General features: G+C 53.3%; 21 protein-coding genes and 1 tRNA gene. 12 read left to right on the forward strand and 10 right to left on the reverse strand.

The annotated features are described in order from the left end of the window. The first annotated feature begins 162 nt into the window (after nt 1–162). From mnmA to AB8615_RS01060, 3 genes are all read left to right on the forward strand, one after another. The gene (mnmA, locus tag AB8615_RS01050) at nt 163–1317 is read left to right on the forward strand and encodes a tRNA 2-thiouridine(34) synthase MnmA (protein WP_409433099.1); all 1155 of its coding nucleotides are present in this window, start codon (nt 163–165) and stop codon (nt 1315–1317) included. 274 nt (nt 1318–1591) lie between these two features. Then, nucleotides 1592–1792 (forward strand): dodecin family protein, encoded by a 201-nt coding sequence (locus AB8615_RS01055; protein ID WP_409433100.1) that lies wholly within the window; start codon nt 1592–1594, stop codon nt 1790–1792. 70 nt (nt 1793–1862) lie between these two features. Further along, complete coding sequence (locus AB8615_RS01060) at nt 1863–2051, forward strand: hypothetical protein (protein ID WP_409433101.1); 189 nt, start codon at nt 1863–1865, stop codon at nt 2049–2051. 13 nt (nt 2052–2064) lie between these two features. Here the strand turns inward: AB8615_RS01060 and AB8615_RS01065 are convergent, their stop codons facing one another. Continuing rightward, entirely contained in the window at nt 2065–2556 is a 492-nt protein-coding gene (locus AB8615_RS01065; protein ID WP_409433102.1) for an Lrp/AsnC family transcriptional regulator, read from the reverse strand. Between the two features lie 180 nt (nt 2557–2736). Between AB8615_RS01065 and AB8615_RS01070 the strand changes: the two genes are divergently transcribed. The 4 genes from AB8615_RS01070 to AB8615_RS01085 all read left to right on the forward strand — a co-directional run bounded on the left by AB8615_RS01070 (nt 2737) and on the right by AB8615_RS01085 (nt 6433). Continuing rightward, complete coding sequence (locus AB8615_RS01070) at nt 2737–3993, forward strand: thiamine pyrophosphate-dependent enzyme (RefSeq protein ID WP_409433103.1); 1257 nt, start codon at nt 2737–2739, stop codon at nt 3991–3993. After that, entirely contained in the window at nt 3993–5006 is a 1014-nt protein-coding gene (locus tag AB8615_RS01075; protein WP_418152529.1) for an alpha-ketoacid dehydrogenase subunit beta, read from the forward strand. The genes AB8615_RS01070 and AB8615_RS01075 overlap by 1 nt, the downstream gene beginning before the upstream one ends. A 1-nt stretch (nt 5007) precedes the next feature. Beyond that, the gene (locus AB8615_RS01080; RefSeq protein WP_418152530.1) at nt 5008–6291 is read left to right on the forward strand and encodes a dihydrolipoamide acetyltransferase family protein; all 1284 of its coding nucleotides are present in this window, start codon (nt 5008–5010) and stop codon (nt 6289–6291) included. Between the two features lie 65 nt (nt 6292–6356). Beyond that, nucleotides 6357–6433: transfer RNA gene (locus AB8615_RS01085), tRNA-Met, on the forward strand. 62 nt (nt 6434–6495) lie between these two features. Here AB8615_RS01085 and AB8615_RS01090 read toward each other — a convergent pair. The 4 genes from AB8615_RS01090 to AB8615_RS01105 all read right to left on the reverse strand — a co-directional run bounded on the left by AB8615_RS01090 (nt 6496) and on the right by AB8615_RS01105 (nt 10794). Further along, nucleotides 6496–6963 carry a hypothetical protein gene (locus AB8615_RS01090; RefSeq protein WP_409433106.1) on the reverse strand — a complete coding sequence of 156 codons (468 nt, stop codon included), beginning with the start codon at nt 6961–6963 and terminating at the stop codon, nt 6496–6498. A gap of 118 nt (nt 6964–7081) precedes the next feature. Continuing rightward, entirely contained in the window at nt 7082–8056 is a 975-nt protein-coding gene (locus AB8615_RS01095; protein ID WP_409433107.1) for a HupE/UreJ family protein, read from the reverse strand. Next, entirely contained in the window at nt 8053–8874 is an 822-nt protein-coding gene (locus AB8615_RS01100; RefSeq protein ID WP_409433108.1) for a peptidyl-prolyl cis-trans isomerase, read from the reverse strand. Before AB8615_RS01100 ends, AB8615_RS01095 begins: the two co-directional genes overlap by 4 nt. Before the next feature lie 21 nt (nt 8875–8895). Continuing rightward, the gene (locus AB8615_RS01105) at nt 8896–10794 is read right to left on the reverse strand and encodes a DUF3604 domain-containing protein (RefSeq protein ID WP_409433109.1); all 1899 of its coding nucleotides are present in this window, start codon (nt 10792–10794) and stop codon (nt 8896–8898) included. A gap of 150 nt (nt 10795–10944) precedes the next feature. Between AB8615_RS01105 and AB8615_RS01110 the strand changes: the two genes are divergently transcribed. Continuing rightward, nucleotides 10945–11232 carry a BLUF domain-containing protein gene (locus tag AB8615_RS01110; RefSeq protein ID WP_418153117.1) on the forward strand — a complete coding sequence of 96 codons (288 nt, stop codon included), beginning with the start codon at nt 10945–10947 and terminating at the stop codon, nt 11230–11232. Next, the gene (locus AB8615_RS01115) at nt 11160–11351 is read left to right on the forward strand and encodes a hypothetical protein (protein WP_418153144.1); all 192 of its coding nucleotides are present in this window, start codon (nt 11160–11162) and stop codon (nt 11349–11351) included. The genes AB8615_RS01110 and AB8615_RS01115 overlap by 73 nt, the downstream gene beginning before the upstream one ends. A gap of 43 nt (nt 11352–11394) precedes the next feature. On the opposite strand, the gene AB8615_RS01120 is transcribed toward AB8615_RS01115, so the two are convergent. Continuing rightward, the gene (locus AB8615_RS01120) at nt 11395–11940 is read right to left on the reverse strand and encodes an ActR/PrrA/RegA family redox response regulator transcription factor (RefSeq protein WP_409433110.1); all 546 of its coding nucleotides are present in this window, start codon (nt 11938–11940) and stop codon (nt 11395–11397) included. A 112-nt stretch (nt 11941–12052) separates the two neighbouring features. Beyond that, a complete protein-coding gene (locus AB8615_RS01125; protein WP_409433111.1) occupies nt 12053–13384 on the reverse strand; it encodes an ActS/PrrB/RegB family redox-sensitive histidine kinase in 1332 nt (443 codons plus the stop codon). 90 nt (nt 13385–13474) lie between these two features. On the opposite strand from AB8615_RS01125, the gene AB8615_RS01130 reads away from it, so the two are divergent. Next, a complete protein-coding gene (locus AB8615_RS01130) occupies nt 13475–14086 on the forward strand; it encodes an SCO family protein (protein WP_409433112.1) in 612 nt (203 codons plus the stop codon). 4 nt (nt 14087–14090) lie between these two features. Here AB8615_RS01130 and AB8615_RS01135 read toward each other — a convergent pair whose 3' ends face one another. Both AB8615_RS01135 and AB8615_RS01140 read right to left on the reverse strand, forming a co-directional pair. Further along, complete coding sequence (locus AB8615_RS01135; protein WP_409433113.1) at nt 14091–14666, reverse strand: cob(I)yrinic acid a,c-diamide adenosyltransferase; 576 nt, start codon at nt 14664–14666, stop codon at nt 14091–14093. A gap of 3 nt (nt 14667–14669) precedes the next feature. Continuing rightward, nucleotides 14670–14873, reverse strand: coding sequence for an HIG1 domain-containing protein (locus tag AB8615_RS01140; RefSeq protein WP_409433114.1), 204 nt, complete (start codon nt 14871–14873; stop codon nt 14670–14672). Between the two features lie 150 nt (nt 14874–15023). Here AB8615_RS01140 and AB8615_RS01145 point away from each other — a divergent pair, with 150 nt between their 5' ends. Beyond that, nucleotides 15024–15290 carry a DUF2312 domain-containing protein gene (locus AB8615_RS01145; protein ID WP_409433115.1) on the forward strand — a complete coding sequence of 89 codons (267 nt, stop codon included), beginning with the start codon at nt 15024–15026 and terminating at the stop codon, nt 15288–15290. 168 nt (nt 15291–15458) lie between these two features. Beyond that, nucleotides 15459–16235 (forward strand): hypothetical protein, encoded by a 777-nt coding sequence (locus AB8615_RS01150; RefSeq protein ID WP_418152531.1) that lies wholly within the window; start codon nt 15459–15461, stop codon nt 16233–16235. Nucleotides 16236–16267: 32 nt separating this feature from the next. Here AB8615_RS01150 and AB8615_RS01155 read toward each other — a convergent pair whose 3' ends face one another. Continuing rightward, complete coding sequence (locus AB8615_RS01155) at nt 16268–16969, reverse strand: hypothetical protein (RefSeq protein ID WP_409433117.1); 702 nt, start codon at nt 16967–16969, stop codon at nt 16268–16270. Nucleotides 16970–17078 lie beyond the last annotated feature (109 nt).

Raw genomic sequence — 17078 nt, forward strand, 5'->3', positions numbered from 1 at the left:
AGGTTAACGGAATCAGCATTATCGTTAATGAAGGTTTACAGCGCGCCAAAAACCCTTATTTTTCAAGCGTTTTTGTAGCATGAAAAATGCAGTCTATGTGTCGACTTGGGACATTCGGCCCCTTATATGGACGCCAGAAAATAGGAAATAAAATTTAGAAAAATGTCTGTCGCCACCAAAATCAAACCCAATAGCCTCGGTTTTACAAAACCTAAGGCTGAAACGCGCGTCGTTGTTGCAATGAGTGGTGGTGTTGATAGCTCCGTTTGCGCGGCGATGTTGGCGCGTGAGGGCTATGACGTTATTGGCGTCACGCTGCAGCTCTATGATCACGGCGCGGCGGTCAAGAAAGCGAAAGCCTGCTGCGCGGGTCAAGACATATATGATGCCAAGCGTGTGTCAGAGATGATGGGCTTCCCGCATTACGTTTTGGATTATGAAACGAATTTCCGCGAGCAAGTCATGGAGGACTTCGCGGATACCTATCTCATGGGGTCAACCCCGATCCCCTGTGTGCGGTGCAATCAAACCGTAAAGTTCAAAGACCTTCTGCAAGTTGCCAAAGACTTGGGCGCAGATTGCATGGCGACGGGGCATTACATCAAACGTGTCATGGGCGATAACGGGCCAGAGCTACACCGCGCCTATGACCACGGCAAAGATCAAAGCTATTTCTTGTTCGCGACGACGCCGGAGCAATTAGAGTTTCTCCGTTTCCCACTCGGCGCTATGGACAAGTCCGAGACTCGCCGCTTGGCCGTCGAGCTAGGTCTGAATGTGGCGAGCAAGCCTGACAGCCAAGATATCTGCTTTGTGCCGACAGGAAAATATACGGACGTGATCGAGAAGATGCGTCCTAATGCAGCCGTGCCCGGTGATATTGTAGATATGGAAGGCAACGTCCTCGGCCAACATCGGGGCGTGATGTATTACACGATTGGGCAGCGCCGCGGGCTAGGTCTGGGGGATGACACTGGAACAGACCCGCTTTTCGTTGTCCGCATTGATGCCGCGCTCGGTTATGTCGTGGTTGGTCCACGATCAGCGCTGGAACGCTCTCGCGTATATCTGACAGACATTAACTGGCTGGGCGACGGAGAGTTCGGGGGAGCGCTTGACGGCCTTGATATTCAAGTCAAAGTCCGCTCCACTCGCCCGCCGCAGCCTGCGACTTTGCGCTGGGATGGTGACGATATGTACGTCCAACTCGCGCAATCAGAAATCGGCATCTCGCCCGGGCAAGCCTGCGTGTTTTACGAAGCCCGCAATGATGCGCTGCGCACGCTCGGTGGCGGTTGGATCACGCACACGTCTTAAGCTCAACTATATTGCGGGTAAGACAAGTCCAGCGAAGATGAATAATCCAAAGAGCGCAAGCTGCGGCGGGCGAGTGGAGCGGCATCAAAATTTCACTGTTATCGGGTAATTTTATCTAAGCATCAGAATTCTCTATAATGATACCGTCTGAGCGTTCGGGAGGCGCTGCGCCATAAGGTCTGTCCTAAATTTAATTCCAAAATCGCGCTGTCAATTTGTCATCCCGTGGATTTCACCCTAGAGTAGCTCAATAACAAACCTAGGAGGACACGTTATGGCCATTATGAAATCAATCGAAGTGATGAGCGAGAGCAGTAAGTCGTTTGACGACGCGATCCAAGAAGCGATCACTCGCACAGCAAAGACAGTCAAGCACATCAAATCTGCAAATGTCAAAAACATGAAAACAACGGTCAAAGACAATAAGATCGATAAATATCGTGTGAATGTGAAGATCACATTCCAAGTTGATTAGTCTGCTTTTGAATGAGGAAGAGGGGGTAGCTCCCCTTTTCTTTGGCCGCCCAACAACCTATCTATAGCCTATGAACAGCACTGAAACACTTTACATCATCATTATCGCTGCCGCGCTGATCGTTGTGGTGTTCCTCTTTCGGAACTCCGCCAAGAGCACGTCTTTGCAAGAGCAGAAGCGCCGTGACGTCGAACGTAAACGCGCCGCCCTCGCGCAGAAGCGCAAAGAGCAGCAACAGAACGAACAATCAGATCATTAAATCTGCCGACGGACTAACGCGGTAATGCGTTACTGATAAGATTTAGCGGTATCGCGGTGATGTCTTTAGATTGCCGCAGAACGATGCGTGATTGCACATCACTGATCAGGTCAATCGATAGCAGGACTTCGCGCAGGAAATCTTCATAAGCGTGCATATCTTTGGTCACGATGCGCAGCATGAAATCAACCGCGCCGGTCACGACGGCGCATTGCACCACTTCTGGCATCCGCGCGACGGCCTTCTCGAATTTTTCCATATTATCGCGATTGGGCAGAGCGAGTTTCACGGCGACGAAGACTTCAAAGTCGAGCCCGAGCATTTCGCGGTTGAGAATCGTCACGCGCGATTTGATAATGCCCAATTCTTCCATGCGCTTAATCCTGCGCCAGCACGGGGAGGAGGATAGGCCAACTTGCTCTGAAATATCAGAAACAGACAGGCTGGCATCCGATTGAATTAGATGCAAAATTTTAGCGTCAATATTATCAATTATGTCCGTCATTACCGTTCCAACCCTTTAACTAGGCAATCTTTTTTACCATCTTATAGATATGCGAAAAAAAATGCTAATAAAAATAATGTAGCTAGAGGAAATAATCGGGGAGAGGGCGCGGGCTGGTAAACGCGCGCCGTCCAAATTGACGAAGTCTGAGGAAATCGGGCTGCTGAAGGAAATATAAGCATGAATGACAAGCGCGCTAAGCGGGGTAATCAATCGCGGCTTTATGTACCAGAGCCGCCATTTCGGCCAGGCGATACACCTGATTATTCCCACATCACTGTGCCGGCTGACCATACTTTGCCGCGTCCTGATCCTATGTGTGATCACGTCGAGACGACAGAGCATGCGCTGGGCCTGATCCGTGTGCTGCGCTTTAACGGCGAAGCGGTCGGGGATTGGCAGCCCAATCTCTCGCCCGAGCAGATGATTGCGGGCCTTCGCTCTATGATGCTGACCCGCGCCATGGATGACCGCATGTTCAATATGCAGCGCCAAGGCAAGATGAGTTTCTACATGAAATCGACGGGCGAGGAGGCGGTCAGCGTGGGTCACGCAATGGCGCTTCGCAATAATGACATGACGTTTCCGACCTATCGGCAGCAGGGCATACTGATCCACCGCGGCGCGAGTATCAAAGACATGATGTGCCAGTGCCTGTCCAATGCGGGCGATCCGCTCGACGGGAAATCTATCCCAGTTTTATATTCCTTCAAAAAGCACGGCTTCTTTTCCGTGTCAGGCAATCTCGGCACACAACTGATCCAAGGGGTCGGTTGGGCTATGGCGAGTGCCTATAAAAACTCAGACGAAATCGCGTCCGTCTTTACGGGCGAAGGCGCAACGGCTGAAGGTGATTTTCACTATGCGCTGAATTTTGCGTCAACCTATCGCGCCCCCTGCTTGATCAATGTGGTCAATAATCAGTGGGCGATATCAAGCTTCCAAGGCATTGCCGCGGGAGAGGGCGAGACCTTTGCCGCTCGGGGCACGGGCTATGGTCTCGCCACTTTACGTGTGGACGGCAATGACTTGCTCGCCGTTTATGCGGCGACAAAATGGGCCGCTGAGCGCGCGCGTAAGGGCGGCGGAGCAACGCTGATCGAACACTTCACCTACCGCAAATCGGGCCATTCGACCTCTGACGATCCGTCCAAATATCGCCCTGAAAATGAGCCGGATGTCTGGCCCTTTGGCGATCCCGTTGAACGCCTGAAAAACCATTTAATCGTAGCGGGCCATTGGAGCGAGGATCAACACACCGCCCTTGAGGCCGAGTGCAAGACCGAAATCCGCGACACCTATAAAGCGGCCGAGGCCATGGGCAGCTTGTCGGGCAAAGCAACCGTCAATGACTTCACCATGTTTGAGCAAGTCTATGAACACACGCCCGATCACTTGCAGGCACAACGCAAATCCTTCGAGCGGGAGCGCGACTAATGCCTGAGATGAACATGATCGAAGCCATCCGCGACGCCCTCGACGTCAAGATGAGCCAAGACCCGGACGTTCTCGTTTTCGGTGAAGATGTTGGATATTTTGGTGGCGTGTTCCGCTGCACGGCAGGCCTGCAGGAAAAGCATGGCCTTCACCGTTGCTTTGATACGCCGATCAGCGAAGGCGGCATCGTCGGCATTGCGATTGGCATGGCGGCGAATGGCCTGCGCCCTGTCGCGGAAATCCAATTCGCCGATTATATCTATCCCGCCTATGACCAGATTGCGAGTGAGGCCGCACGCGTACGCTACCGCTCCAATGGTGACTTTACCTCGCCAATCACAATTCATACCCCCGTAGGCGGCGGTATTTATGGCGGCACCACGCATAGTCAATCGCCCGAAGCACTGTTCACGCATATATCAGGCCTGAAAACGATTATTCCGTCTAACCCTTACGACGCCAAAGGTCTTCTGATCGCGGCGATAGAGGACAATGACCCTGTCTTATTCCTAGAACCCAAACGGCTTTATAACGGCCCCTTCGACGGCGATCCGCATAAGCCTGCGACGAGTTGGAAAGGCCACCCGCTGGGCGAGGTGCCAAAGGGGCATTATACTGTTGAAATCGGCGAAGCGCGCAAATTGCGGTCTGGCACGGACGTGACTATTCTGGCCTATGGCACGATGGTCTGGGTCGCGGATGCAGTGGCTAAGGATTTGGGCATGTCCGCTGACATTATCGACCTCCGCTCGCTCTTGCCTTATGATCTGGACATGATCAAAGCCAGCGTTGAGATGACGGGCCGCTGCGTGATCTTGCATGAGGCCACGCGGACATCAGGCTTCGGTGCAGAGCTGTCGGCCTTGGTGCAAGAGCATTGTTTTTATTCGCTCGAAGCGCCCATTCAGCGCGTGACGGGATGGGACACGCCCTATCCACATGCGCAGGAATGGGCCTATTTCCCTGGACCAAAGCGCGTGGGCCAAGCGCTCCGCAAAGTGATGGAGGGCTAAGATGGGTATCTATCGTTTTAAGCTGCCCGACATTGGGGAAGGCGTGGTTGAGGCCGAAATCACGTCTTGGCACGTAAAGCTCGGCGACACTGTCGAGGAAGACCAACCGCTCGCCGATGCCATGACGGATAAGGCCACGATCGAATTAACCTCGCCTGTAGATGGCGTGATCAAGACAATCGCCTGCGAAGAGGGCGACATGCTCGCCGTGGGTGCTGATCTGGTCGTGCTGGAAATCGAGGGCGACGGAGAAGATGACGATGCAGAAGAAACTGAAGCGGCTGAAGCGCCCACACCAAAACCGGCCCCTTTAGAAAACAAATCTACGGCGACCCCGCCGCCAGTTCCGACTGCACCCCGCCGCACGTCTGACAAAGTTCAGGCTTCCCCCGCTGTGCGCAAACGCGCCGATGCCATGAATATAGATTTGGCAGATGTGCCGCACGCTGGGGCGCGGATTGAACATTCCGATTTGGATGCGTTTTTGCTTAGCGAGCGCGAGGATGCTAAGCTTACCTCGACACAATCAGCCCCCGCTGCCCCTCCCGAAAAACCTGCTGCTGCGAAGGCAGAGTCTCATCTCGCAGAGGGCGAAACACGGATCAAGGTCATTGGCCTGCGCCGCGTGATTGCGCAGCGTATGCAAGAGGCCAAGCGCCACATTCCGCACTTCACCTATGTCGAAGAAATAGACGTCACCGCGCTGGAGGCTTTCCGTGCGCGCACGAATGAGAAGTCTGCGGACAATAAGCCCAAGCTTACTGTCCTGCCGCTCATCATTCGCGCCTTGGCGGAAACGCTCAAAGACTGGCCGCAATTTAATGCGCTTTATCAAGACGAGGCGGGTTATGTGTCGCGGTTTGAGGACATCAATCTCGGCATTGCGACACAAACAGACCAGGGCTTGATTGTGCCCGTCCTCAAACGCGCGCAAACATTATCCATGTGGCAGATGGCGAATGAGATTGCGCGATTGGCAGAAGCGGCTCATACGAATACGCTATCGACAGAGGATTTGAAAGGCGCCACGACGACACTGACTTCGCTCGGCCCGTTGGGCGGGATTGTCACCACACCCGTCATCAACCGCCCCGAAGTCGCGATCTTCGGCCCCAATAAAATCCGCAAAACCCTAGCGTTGGAAGACGGCGAAATCGTGGAGCGTAAAGTGATGAACTTCTCGATCAGTTGCGACCACCGCGTCATTGATGGCTATGACGCCGCCGCGATGATGGCAGAGCTGCGGGCGCGCCTCGAAGACCCTGCACGTATATTCTTACTGTGACATTTCTCTGTATTTTGGCGCTTGGCAAAGCGGGCTCGGTTGGCTATACGCCGCACACCTTGGATGGTGGGGTAGCTCAGCTGGTTAGAGCGCAGGACTCATAATCCTGAGGTCGTGAGTTCAAGTCTCACTCTCACTACCAAGGTATTTTTCTAAAATTCGATATTGTGTATCGAGGTTCAAAACTGCTGAGGGCTACTTAGCTTAATTTGTCAGATCACCTGTGTCTGATATTTCCAAAACAATCGTCCGGCCATTTATTGTTAGATTATTTCGGGTTTTGTCGACACGAATGTCATCGACCTCTGCATCAATTTTGTGTGCTTCCAAAACGGCCACCATTTCAGAAATTTGAGCCTCTAACTGCTCGACATCGGATTGAGTGTGCGACTTCGCTAGGATGGGCGCGATTGTATAAGTGGGCGTTGCACATTCTTCTAAAGCGCTGACTGCTTCATTCACATATTCTACAGAGTGCATCGTGATCATCGTGTCGTAAAAATAGACATCGATATTAGTGTCTTCGCAATTACGCGCCTTTTCCAATGGCTGATCAATATAGGTCTCGCGGAAAGTCGTAGAGGCGTTAGATTTCATGAGGTCGCTGCTAAACGCGAAGGGCGCGATGAAGCAGGGCAGAAGTACGACTGATACGAGTAGAAATTTTAGCATGATAGCTTCCAGAGTTAATTTTGATTACTTGGAAGTAACTCTGGTCGCTGTGATCAGTTCCCAAACATTTACTATTTATGTGGGAGTTAGCGACGCTATTGGAACCTTTGAAATCGGTTCATACCACATATCCCGCCAAGCGCTCGATGACCCAATACATCGCGATGGTGGCGATGGTGTAGGTCGTGAGTATTTCTACGGGGCGTTTGGCTTTGGCTGCCCATTTTCCGAGCGCCCAGAAGATGGCCACGCCCAGTGCAATAATCGCGAATTGGCCGAGTTCCACGCCGATATTAAAGAGCAGTAGCGCGAATAATTCTGTACCTTTGGGCAGGCCGATTTCTGATAGCGCGCTGGCAAATCCGCAGCCATGGATGAGGCCAATCAGGAAGCTAATTAAATAGGGTCGCCTAGCGCCCAACATTGGCGTGCCGCGTAGCTTGGCGATAATCTCGACAGCCAGCAGAACTATGCTCATGGCGATCAAGATTTCGACGGGACGCGTTGGGACGGATAAAAGCCCGAATGCCGCCAGCGCCAGCGTGATCGAATGGGCGAGGGTAAAGGCCGTCGCCACACCCCACACTTGCCGCCGATTAACCAGCAGCACGAGGCCCAACACGAACAACAAATGATCCCAACCATAGATAATATGATCCACACCAATGCGCAGATATTCTCGCGCGGGGCTGCTTGGCGCTCGATCAAGCCGCATGACAGGATCAGCGGGTTTGAGCAGGGCTGAACGGCTATCGCCTGTCGCGTAGCGTATTTCAATAAAGGCATCGGTCAACGTGCGCTCCAGCCCGTTTAAGCGAATGTCGCCCGAATTTAGATCGCAGATAATCTCCCACCGCTCAATAATCGTTGCCCGCGCGCGGGACGTGCTGCGCGCGCCATCTGTGCAATCATGCGGAAACTCAGGCGTAATCCTCAGCCGTTTTCCGTCAATCACGGGCTGTTTCCAGATCACGTCAAAGGTCGAGGGCGCGGTTTCCGTGACGTTGAGGAATGCGGGGCGAACTTCGTGTGCGGAGGCTGGCAAGGCTATGAGATAGATCAGCGCCGAGAAAATGAAAGCAAAGAGTTTCATTCTTCGACAACAACTTTGTATTTCGTGATGAGTTTTTCGAGGCGGTCTTGATTATTCTGCCGCGTGGCCTGATCCAGCCAAGCCTCTTCGACCTTTATGCGAATGTCGTCAAAGGCGGGCTGCACGGCAGGCGTGATGGTGTCTATATAAACAAGGTGAACCCCCAGCGCGGACTCAACTGGATCGCTCCAAGTCCCGGACGGTAAGGCGAAGACCTGCGCTGCAAAATCACGTCCGAAGTCGCGAGTGATCTTGACTTCGGTTGTATTAGAATACTCGCGGGGCAACATAAATGGATCGCCAATCTCTCGCCAATCCATTTCATCTAATTGATTAATCGTCATAACGATGACTTCGTTAAGATCGGCGTCTTGTGAGCGGTTGGGCGAGATATAAATATGACGGAAGCTGCGCGTTTCAGGCGTGATGAAATCGGATTTATTTAATTCAAACCACTCGCGCAATGTCGCCTCTTTGGGCAGAGGCGGTGCGCCGACATCCGAAATCATAAACCGCATTTTCTGCGCTAAGCGACGGCGAATAATCGTGTCGTCATCGTCGAGCCCCAAACGCTGCGCCTCGCGCATAAGGGCTTGTTCCTCGACGTAGGCGAATAGCAGACCTTCCAAATCCTCATCGGTCAGGTCGCGTCGATTTTCAGAAGCAAAGATTGCAGCTTGGCGTTCAATCTCGGCAGGGTCGACGGTGATCGTATAATCCGTCTTAGCAATATGGCTGGCCCATAGGCTATGACCCAAAAACAAAGCCGCTCCTAAGAGGATGAAATGCACTAAAGGCTCTTGCCAGAATTTCGTCATGGGCTTGTTTGTGCTCGCAATTTATTGCGCGGCACTGACCCAAATGGGAGACGACCAAGCGCGTTCTTTAATCGTGGCGGGGCGGTCAGGATGACGCTCCACGCCCGCTCTCATAGCGTCCCAACTGCTCCAACGGCAAGTCGGATTTTCCAGAACTCGCACGTAATAAGACGCTTGATAAGAGCCGTCAAAATCAGGGTCTGTCCAATGGCCCACAAGCTCCGGCGCACCTGCCCCCGTGCTGGGCGAACAATTAGATAAATCGACCGAAGCCCCATTATCTGCGCAACGATGAGTCGTAGGATTAGCCGTCCGTCCGTCGGAACAAGCCATGTCGTAAATGCGTTCCTGCATGCCATATTCATTGTTCCAGACTTTGACGATTTGGATACGGTCTAGCGGGGCACCGCGCGGATCGCGCATAGCTTGGGCGATAAAACTTGGCGCTGTATCACCCGCTAAATTACCCCCCATCGGTACGCCGTTCGCGCCCGCTTGCGTGGCTAAATCCGTTGCGCCGACCAAGTCGCTGGAGAGATTACCGCCGAAAAACCGTAGCTTAATGCGCGTGCCCGATGTGGCGTAAGTTTCCTTCCGCGCCATGGCCGCGTAGATTGCCTCCCGCGTATTTTCTTCGGCCCAGACAGCCGCGTAGCCCGATGCGCCCCAGCGGGAGAACCAGTATTCAGCGTTATCGCTAGCCTTCACACCGTCCCAGGTTTTTGCACCGCCCGGCGGAACTGAGCCGCGCATTTCGGGTGTGCCGTCAATAATACCAACCTTGGACCAGTAATCGCTTTCGTCAAAGGCTCCGCCAGCCACATGGGTGTCAGAACTGCCGATGAGGCCGAATTGATACGGGTTTGTGCCGGTGGCCTTTTCGAGGGCCATGCCGCGCGCTAGGGCTTCGCGGATATAGCTGCCATTAATTTTGGACTTGGTCTGCGAGGCGAGCAGATATTCGTATATCTCGAAGTCTGCAAATTCGTCATTGGGCGATAGGGCAGGGTGGGTTTCCGACGTGCCTTTGACCTGAGTCATTTCAACAATCGGCTCGTTGCGGAGGCGTTGTTGCGTATAGGCCGCATCAATCGCGCTGCCGTCCATTTGGGTCATCGCGAACATCTCGCCGTCAGACACGTTGGAGTTATGCGGGATCGCCATTACGTCCCGACCCGCTTTGCGTTCCTCGTCCATCCAATCCCAGAGGTTTTCGGGATTTGTGCTGTCGAGTGTAGCGAATAAGCGCTTTGGCGCGGCGTCTTTAAATATGACATTGCGGTGCAAATTCCCACCTTCAAATCCGTTACCGCCGCGCATGGAAACGGCGGTATATTCATAGCCCGCAAATGTCGTCAGCTTGCCGGGTTCATAGTGACGATCAGCAGCGGCCACCGCGTCTTGCCATGTCTGGTCAATCAGGTCGCGATCGTAAATTTCTGCAAATGGCTCGCCGCTGCGAACAGAGCCGCCGACTTTATTAAAGGCTGCCACAATCAACTCAGGATCTGTGCCGAACATGGTCTTAGAGATTTCTAATTTCGACAGCGGGCTATCAGGATTATTCATCTGCGGCAGGACGCCCATATAGGCGCCGTGATCAGTCGCCGCGACGAAATCCAACGGCTCGCCTCCCAGCTTTATATCATACCCAGAGGGATGGCGCACAGACTCGCCTTTGGCAAACCGGTAAACGTCATCAGGGGTTGTCCGAACATTAAAGATGTAAGCGTCAAAGCTGTTCTTTGTGTGGATATGCAGATCACCGAAATAAACAGATTTCTCGGCATTGCGCGCGGACGGGGTCTCTGCCGCAGGAATTGTCGTGTCTGGTGCCGCTATATCTTGTGTTGGGGTGTCTGCGCCAGTGCAGCCCGCCAAGAGAGCTAGCAGACAGGCTGATCCTAGAAAATACCGCATAACTCAATCTCCCCTAATTTTTTAACAAGCATTGTAAAAAATTGTCACAATGTCAAAACTAATGCACTATGTCTGTGCGTAATATTTATGAACAAATGCAGATAGGAGCATGGCGGTTTGGCCGATTTGATTGAACTCATATATACAAGTGTGACCCCGACACCTTTGTCAGAAGATCAAGTCGGAGATATTTTAACGACGTCCCATCGAAATAATCCCGCCAAGGAGATTACGGGTCTGTTGTGCTATGATGGTCATCGTTTTCTGCAAATTTTGGAAGGCGCAGAGGACAATATCCATGCGCTTTACAAAACGATTCACAGCGATCCTCGCCACACAGCTATTGAGCTGCTGCATGAGGCCGGGTGGCAGATCGCTGTTTTTCAGATTGGAAGATGGCTTATGAATATGTGCCCAAAGGCCTATTGTCAGAGCTAAGCGAGCGCATGGCCGTTGTGAGTTTTGAGGAGGCCAGCGATATGGTCTCTGATGCAGATAGCAGTTTCGGCGCGCGGCTGTTTGGCCTGTTCATGCGCACCGAAATGGAAATGGCCTAAGCTTTAGTGAAGGGCGTAAAATACCTAGATTAAAATATCTAGCCTAGCGCGGGGCGCGCTTGGCTAAAATCCGCTGCAAAGTCCGGCGGTGCATATTTAGGCGCCGCGCTGTCTCTGACACGTTTTTACCGCACAATTCATAGACGCGCTGGATATGTTCCCAACGCACACGGTCAGCACTCATCGGATTTTCGGGCGGCTCTGGCGCTTCGCCCTTTTGCGCGAGGAGCGCTTTGCAGACATCGTCCGCATCGGCAGGTTTTGCGAGATAGTCGACCGCGCCGCGTTTGACGGCTGCCACCGCCGTCGCGAGATTACCGTACCCTGTTAACATAACCATGCGACTATCGGGGCGCGTGGCATGGAGTTGGTCAATGACGTCAAGGCCGTTCCCGTCTTCAAGGCGCATATCCAACACAGCGAAAGCGGGCGGCGTATCGCGCACGATTTGCTTGGCTTCGTTGACGGTTTCTGCCGTTTTCACGGTGAAACCGCGCTGCTCTAGCGCACGGCCTAGACGGGTCCGCAAAGGCCCGTCATCGTCTAAAATCATCAGGCTGGCATCGCTCGGTAAAGTATATTCGGTCATAATTCCTTCCAATCTTCAGTCTTCATACGCATAGATGGGGTGGATGGCTTTGTTTTCCATATGGTTTTTTGCATAGCTCATCGTCATTTTCGCGGATGTTTTGAATTCGGCGCTAACTGGGGTCACTAGGCGTGGCTAGCAGCGCGCGAGGCCAAATGGCGGTAATCCTCGCCCCGCCAATCGGGGATTTGCTATAGCTGACCTCGCCGCCCGTCCGCTCGATCAGGGTCGCAGAGATAAACACACCCAGCCCTAGCCCGCCTGCATTTTTGGCACGAGAGCGTGTTGTGACATAAGGCTGCCCCAGTCTTTCCAAGAGATTGGCGTCAATGCCGGGACCGTCATCATCGATATGGAAAATGATATTATCCGCCGTCCAATCGGCGTGCAATTCAACCCGCGCCCGCGCAAAGTCGACGGCGTTTTCAATGTAGTTTTTTAGCGCATAAAGCAGTTCTGGCTGCCGCTTTAATTCAGGTTCGGGCAGAGCGCCGTGGATGCGGACAAAAATATCTTTGTCGCGGTCAATGAAAGGCTCCGCCGCTTCTTCCAGCAGGTCTTCGGGGGAGAGCGCATTATGGATCGCGTCCTCTTGATCGCCGCGCATGGAGAGTTGTTCGAGAATATCGCGACACCGCAGCGCTTGGGACAGCACAAGCGCGGCGTCTTCGCCCAGCGGCGTGTCGGCGGCAAGTTCCCGTGTCATTTCCTTGGCTGTCACTTGTATCGTTGCGAGCGGTGTGCCGAGTTCGTGCGCCGCCGCCGCGGCCAAACCGCCAAGCGCCGAGAGTTTGCGTTCTTCGGCCAGCATGGCTTCTGTCGCCGCCAAGGCGGCCGACATGCGCCGACTTTCCTTAGTCGCGCGCCAGGCATAGAGCGAAGTAAACACAGACCCCACAAGGATCGCGATCCAGACACCGAGGCGAAAGGTGAATGGCAACGCAAAGCTACCTTCTGGCAACCACGGCAGGGGGCGCGAGTAAAACAGCAATCCGAATGATAGCACTAATGACAGCGTGCCAAGGCTAAACAAAACTGACCGCGAGAGTGTTGTCGCAGAGGTCACGACTGGCGCAAGGAACAAGATCGCGAAAGGATTGGTCATCCCGCCCGTGAGCCAGAGCAGAACAGCAAGTTGTATAATATCAAAGCCAAGCTGCAGTGCAGCCTCAACATCCCCGACACGACGATCCAGCGGGAAGGCGGCGGTTGTGATGACATTGACCAGAACACTGGCCGCAATCACTAGCGAACAGGCGAGTGTTGGATAGGGATAGCCAAGGACTTGGCTGACGATGATCAGTGCGAGAGCTTGCCCCCCAATCGCGCCCCAGCGGAGCAGGACCAGCGTGTAACGCCGCAGGCTGCCCATCGTATTGACAGGGGCACTCCGCCGCGATGTGCGGACATCAATTCGAAGGGCTGCGTCATTGAGCGCGTTCACATGGTCTTCCTTATTTGTCTGTCACAGACTATACGTGTGGACGCGCCGATAGCGACTGAAATTTATTACCTTTGGGAAAGTGATCCTCATATGTTGAAGCCTCTTTTATTGACTGTTTTAGGATGTAGTGCGCTGATAGGTTTATCCGCTTGCGGGAATGATGCGCCGGGTCGATCTGGCAAAACAGTCTCGGTCGGGACAGCGGATATTGGCGGGCCGTTCACTTTGGTGGAAACGACGGGCGATGTGGTGACGGAAGCGGACTTGCTGGGTAAGCCGCATCTGGTCTATTTCGGTTTCGCCTATTGCCCTGATATTTGCCCAACGGCGCTACAGAAAATGGGCGCGGCTCAGGAATTGCTTGGCAAGCAGGGTGATGAAATCGGCTATGTCCTGATCACGGTCGACCCAGAGCGAGATACGCCAGAGAGCCTCGGTCAGTATATCACGGCAGATGTTTTCCCAAAGGGCCTACGCGGGTTTACGGGCACGGTAGAGCAGATCGAAGTAGCTAAGCAGGCTTATAAAGTCACAGCGATGAAAGCGGATATGCCAGGCAGTGCCGCCGACTACACGATCAATCATTCTGACATAATGTATCTGATGGATCAGGACGGAAAATTCGTCGATTACTTCTATGGACGTTCGACGCCGCAAGATATTGCAGTGCGCACGCGCTTGCATCTGAAGTCAGGCAAATAGAGACCTAGCGGTTCGCGCCTGGCACCCACTTCACATCTGCTTCGCCCTGATCATTGCACCAACGTCCGGCGACAAAGAGGAAATCTGACAGGCGGTTGAGATATGTGAGGGCGTGCGGGTTCACGGCTTCTTCCTGCGACAGCGCCACACAGCATCGTTCCGCGCGGCGGCAAACCGTTCGCGCTAGGTGCAGATAGGCCGCAGGGGGATGCCCACCCGGTAGCACAAAGCTTGTCAATGGCGCGAGGTCTGCGTTTAACGTATCTAATTCTTCTTCCAACCGCGTCGTTTGCGACTCGATCATACGCAGCGCATATTCACTATCGGCCTCGCCTTCTTTTGGCAGGGGTGTTGCGAGGTCTGCACCTAAGTCGAAAAGATCATTTTGAATACGCGACAACATCGCGTCGAGCCCCTGATGCGTCAGGTGCAAGCGCACAAGGCCGATGACGGAATTGGTCTCGTCTACATCACCATAAGCGCGCACGCGCACGTCGTCTTTGGACAAGCGCGACCCATCGACAAGCCCCGTTGAGCCGTCATCACCTGTGCGCGTATAAATCTTGTTGAGCTTGACCACGGCTTAACCGCCCTTGGTTTTCACAAATAAAGTCAGCATGAGCAAGCCCACCGCTACCACTTGCCCCATGACACGGCGGCGCATCCAAATGTTAGATTTATCGCGATCACCTTCTTTGTTCCCACCCAATTTGATCGCGCCTGCAATCAAGGTGAGCAGCACAAAGGCAAAAGCGATGCCCGTTAATACATATAAAAAAGTCAGCATAATAAATTCCTCTTACAGGCCCTATATACGCAGGCGCTGAACAAATGCTGTGAAAAAATGACGCCTATCCACAAAAAAGTCGCATGGCTGCCTGACGCGCGGCGATATGGAGCTTACAGGGAGGGACGAAACTTTATCCAAATGGAGCCAATGATGATTTCTGATGCAGACCGTGCTGATTCAATGGGGCAAGCCACCCGTGAAAAACTAAAGCAATTTGTGGCGCGCATTGAACGGCTCGAGGCCGAGAAGGCAGAACTCGCGACGGATATTCGGGAAGTCTATGCCGAGATCAAAACATTCGGCTTTGACACAAAAGTCATGCGCAAGATTGTGGCGACTCGCAAGAAAGACCCGAATGAAATCGCCGAGGAAGAGGCGCTGTTCGAACTCTATATGGGTGCCATCCAAGACTAAATCGATGGTTTTGCGCGGCAGCGGCGTTGCGTGAGTGTATTGCTGTGACCTTGAACACTTTATGCCGTCCTTAGGTGGTCGCATCTAGCTGCCGCACAAATCCATTAGAATTACAGACTTGCAAAATTACTGTTCACAATTTGTTCTAGTTGTGATACAGGCTCACGCGTGAGCGATTATGATAAGCAACAATGGCAAGCGGAGCAGGCGGCGCGGGATGCAGCGCTGGAGAAGCAACGCGATAAAGAACGCAAAGCGCGGGAGCGGTCGGCGCGAAATGCTCGCCGTAAATTGGAACGCCTGCATAGGACGCTGTCTGAAAAAGATGCGATCACAGAATTTGAGAACGAATTTGGTGAGAGTGTTTTAGAGCGCCTCGACGAATTTGGTTCTGCCTTTCACGACCTCGAAAAAGGTCGCCCAGGCGATGCCCTCAGCTTTGCGCAAAAGCGCGTGGTCGCGGCAATGAATAAAAAAGTCAAAGAGCTAAAGAGCAAACCCGTGACGGCTGATGACGGCGCACCCGAAGAATTTGAGCGGACGGCGGATCGTTACAAGACGAATAATGATTACACCCCGCGCTCGTCGTTCAAATCCAAAGGTAAGCCAAAATTCACGCCGCGTGTCAGGCAGTTGGAAGAAGATTTTGAGGATGAGCCGCCCAGAACAAGGGTGAGCGAGAAAGCGCCTGAAAAACGGCCCAATACCCAACTGCCCAATGCCAAACTGCCTGAACCTGCGACAACTACCCCTGTCGCGCCTCCCTCTAATGTCACCCCGATGATCAAGCGCAAACCTGTTGAGCCCTATATTCCGCCTTATGAGCCGGGGAGTCCAAGCCCAACAGTAAGGCTATTCCCGCGCCCCCAAAACGGCCCTTTTTGCGTATCGTCAATAGCGACTAATCTAAAAAACCCGCCCCGCCGTGAGGCGGAACGGGTCTGAACCTTAGGATAGTCAAGTGACTGAAAGGGGCGCTAATTCATGCCACCTGAATCTGTCTCAAGGCCGTCTTCTGTGTCAGTTTCAGGTTCGACGACTGGATCAATATCGGTCTCAATATCGGTCTCGATATCCGTTTCAACGGCATCGTCTGGCAAGGCATACCCATCTTCTGATGTCGTGACTTCACCCGCCACATCTTCGAGTGGTTTCGCGGTTGAGAGTGAACCAGTCTCTAAAGCGTCTGACTCCAAAGTGTCCGATGGTTCAACTTCAACAGGCTCAGCTGGCGCTGCCTCAGGCGTTACCTCTTCTGCCTCATCCACTACGGGTGGATCATACATGTCGACTTCGACGGCCATTGGCGCATCAGTTGTCGCAAGCGGAGCTGGTTCGACATACTCAACGGGCGCGGTCTCGAATGTCTCAACAGGTGCGCTGTAGTCGACTGATGTTCCTAAAGCGCGCAGCTCATAAGGCTGGTCTACCATCGCGCTGGCAAGGAACCATTCATCCTCGGTCAGGACCGCATCACCTTGCGTCATGCGGGTGAAATCCTGTGCCGCTTGCGTCGTCGTCACGCCTGTTATCTTGGCATAAGCGCTATATTCAGCGAACGTGACTTGGCCGTCTTTATTCGCGTCCAAAGTGGCAAAATCGCCTGCTAAAGCCGTGGTGGAAACACTCAGACCCAAAATAATCGCAGAGCCCAAAGTCAATTTATTTAAACGTGTCATATCTTCTCTCCTTACGGTGTGAGCGGATAATATGATCCGCGATATGATCGACCATCTATCTGGCCGACCCCCATAAGAAGCCCTCCAAATGCGGCGCATTCGGGGCGTC

Origin of the sequence: Litorimonas sp. RW-G-Af-16, from assembly GCF_048319245.1 — a bacterium.
In the GTDB taxonomy this organism is placed as follows: Bacteria; Pseudomonadota; Alphaproteobacteria; order Caulobacterales; family Maricaulaceae; genus Litorimonas.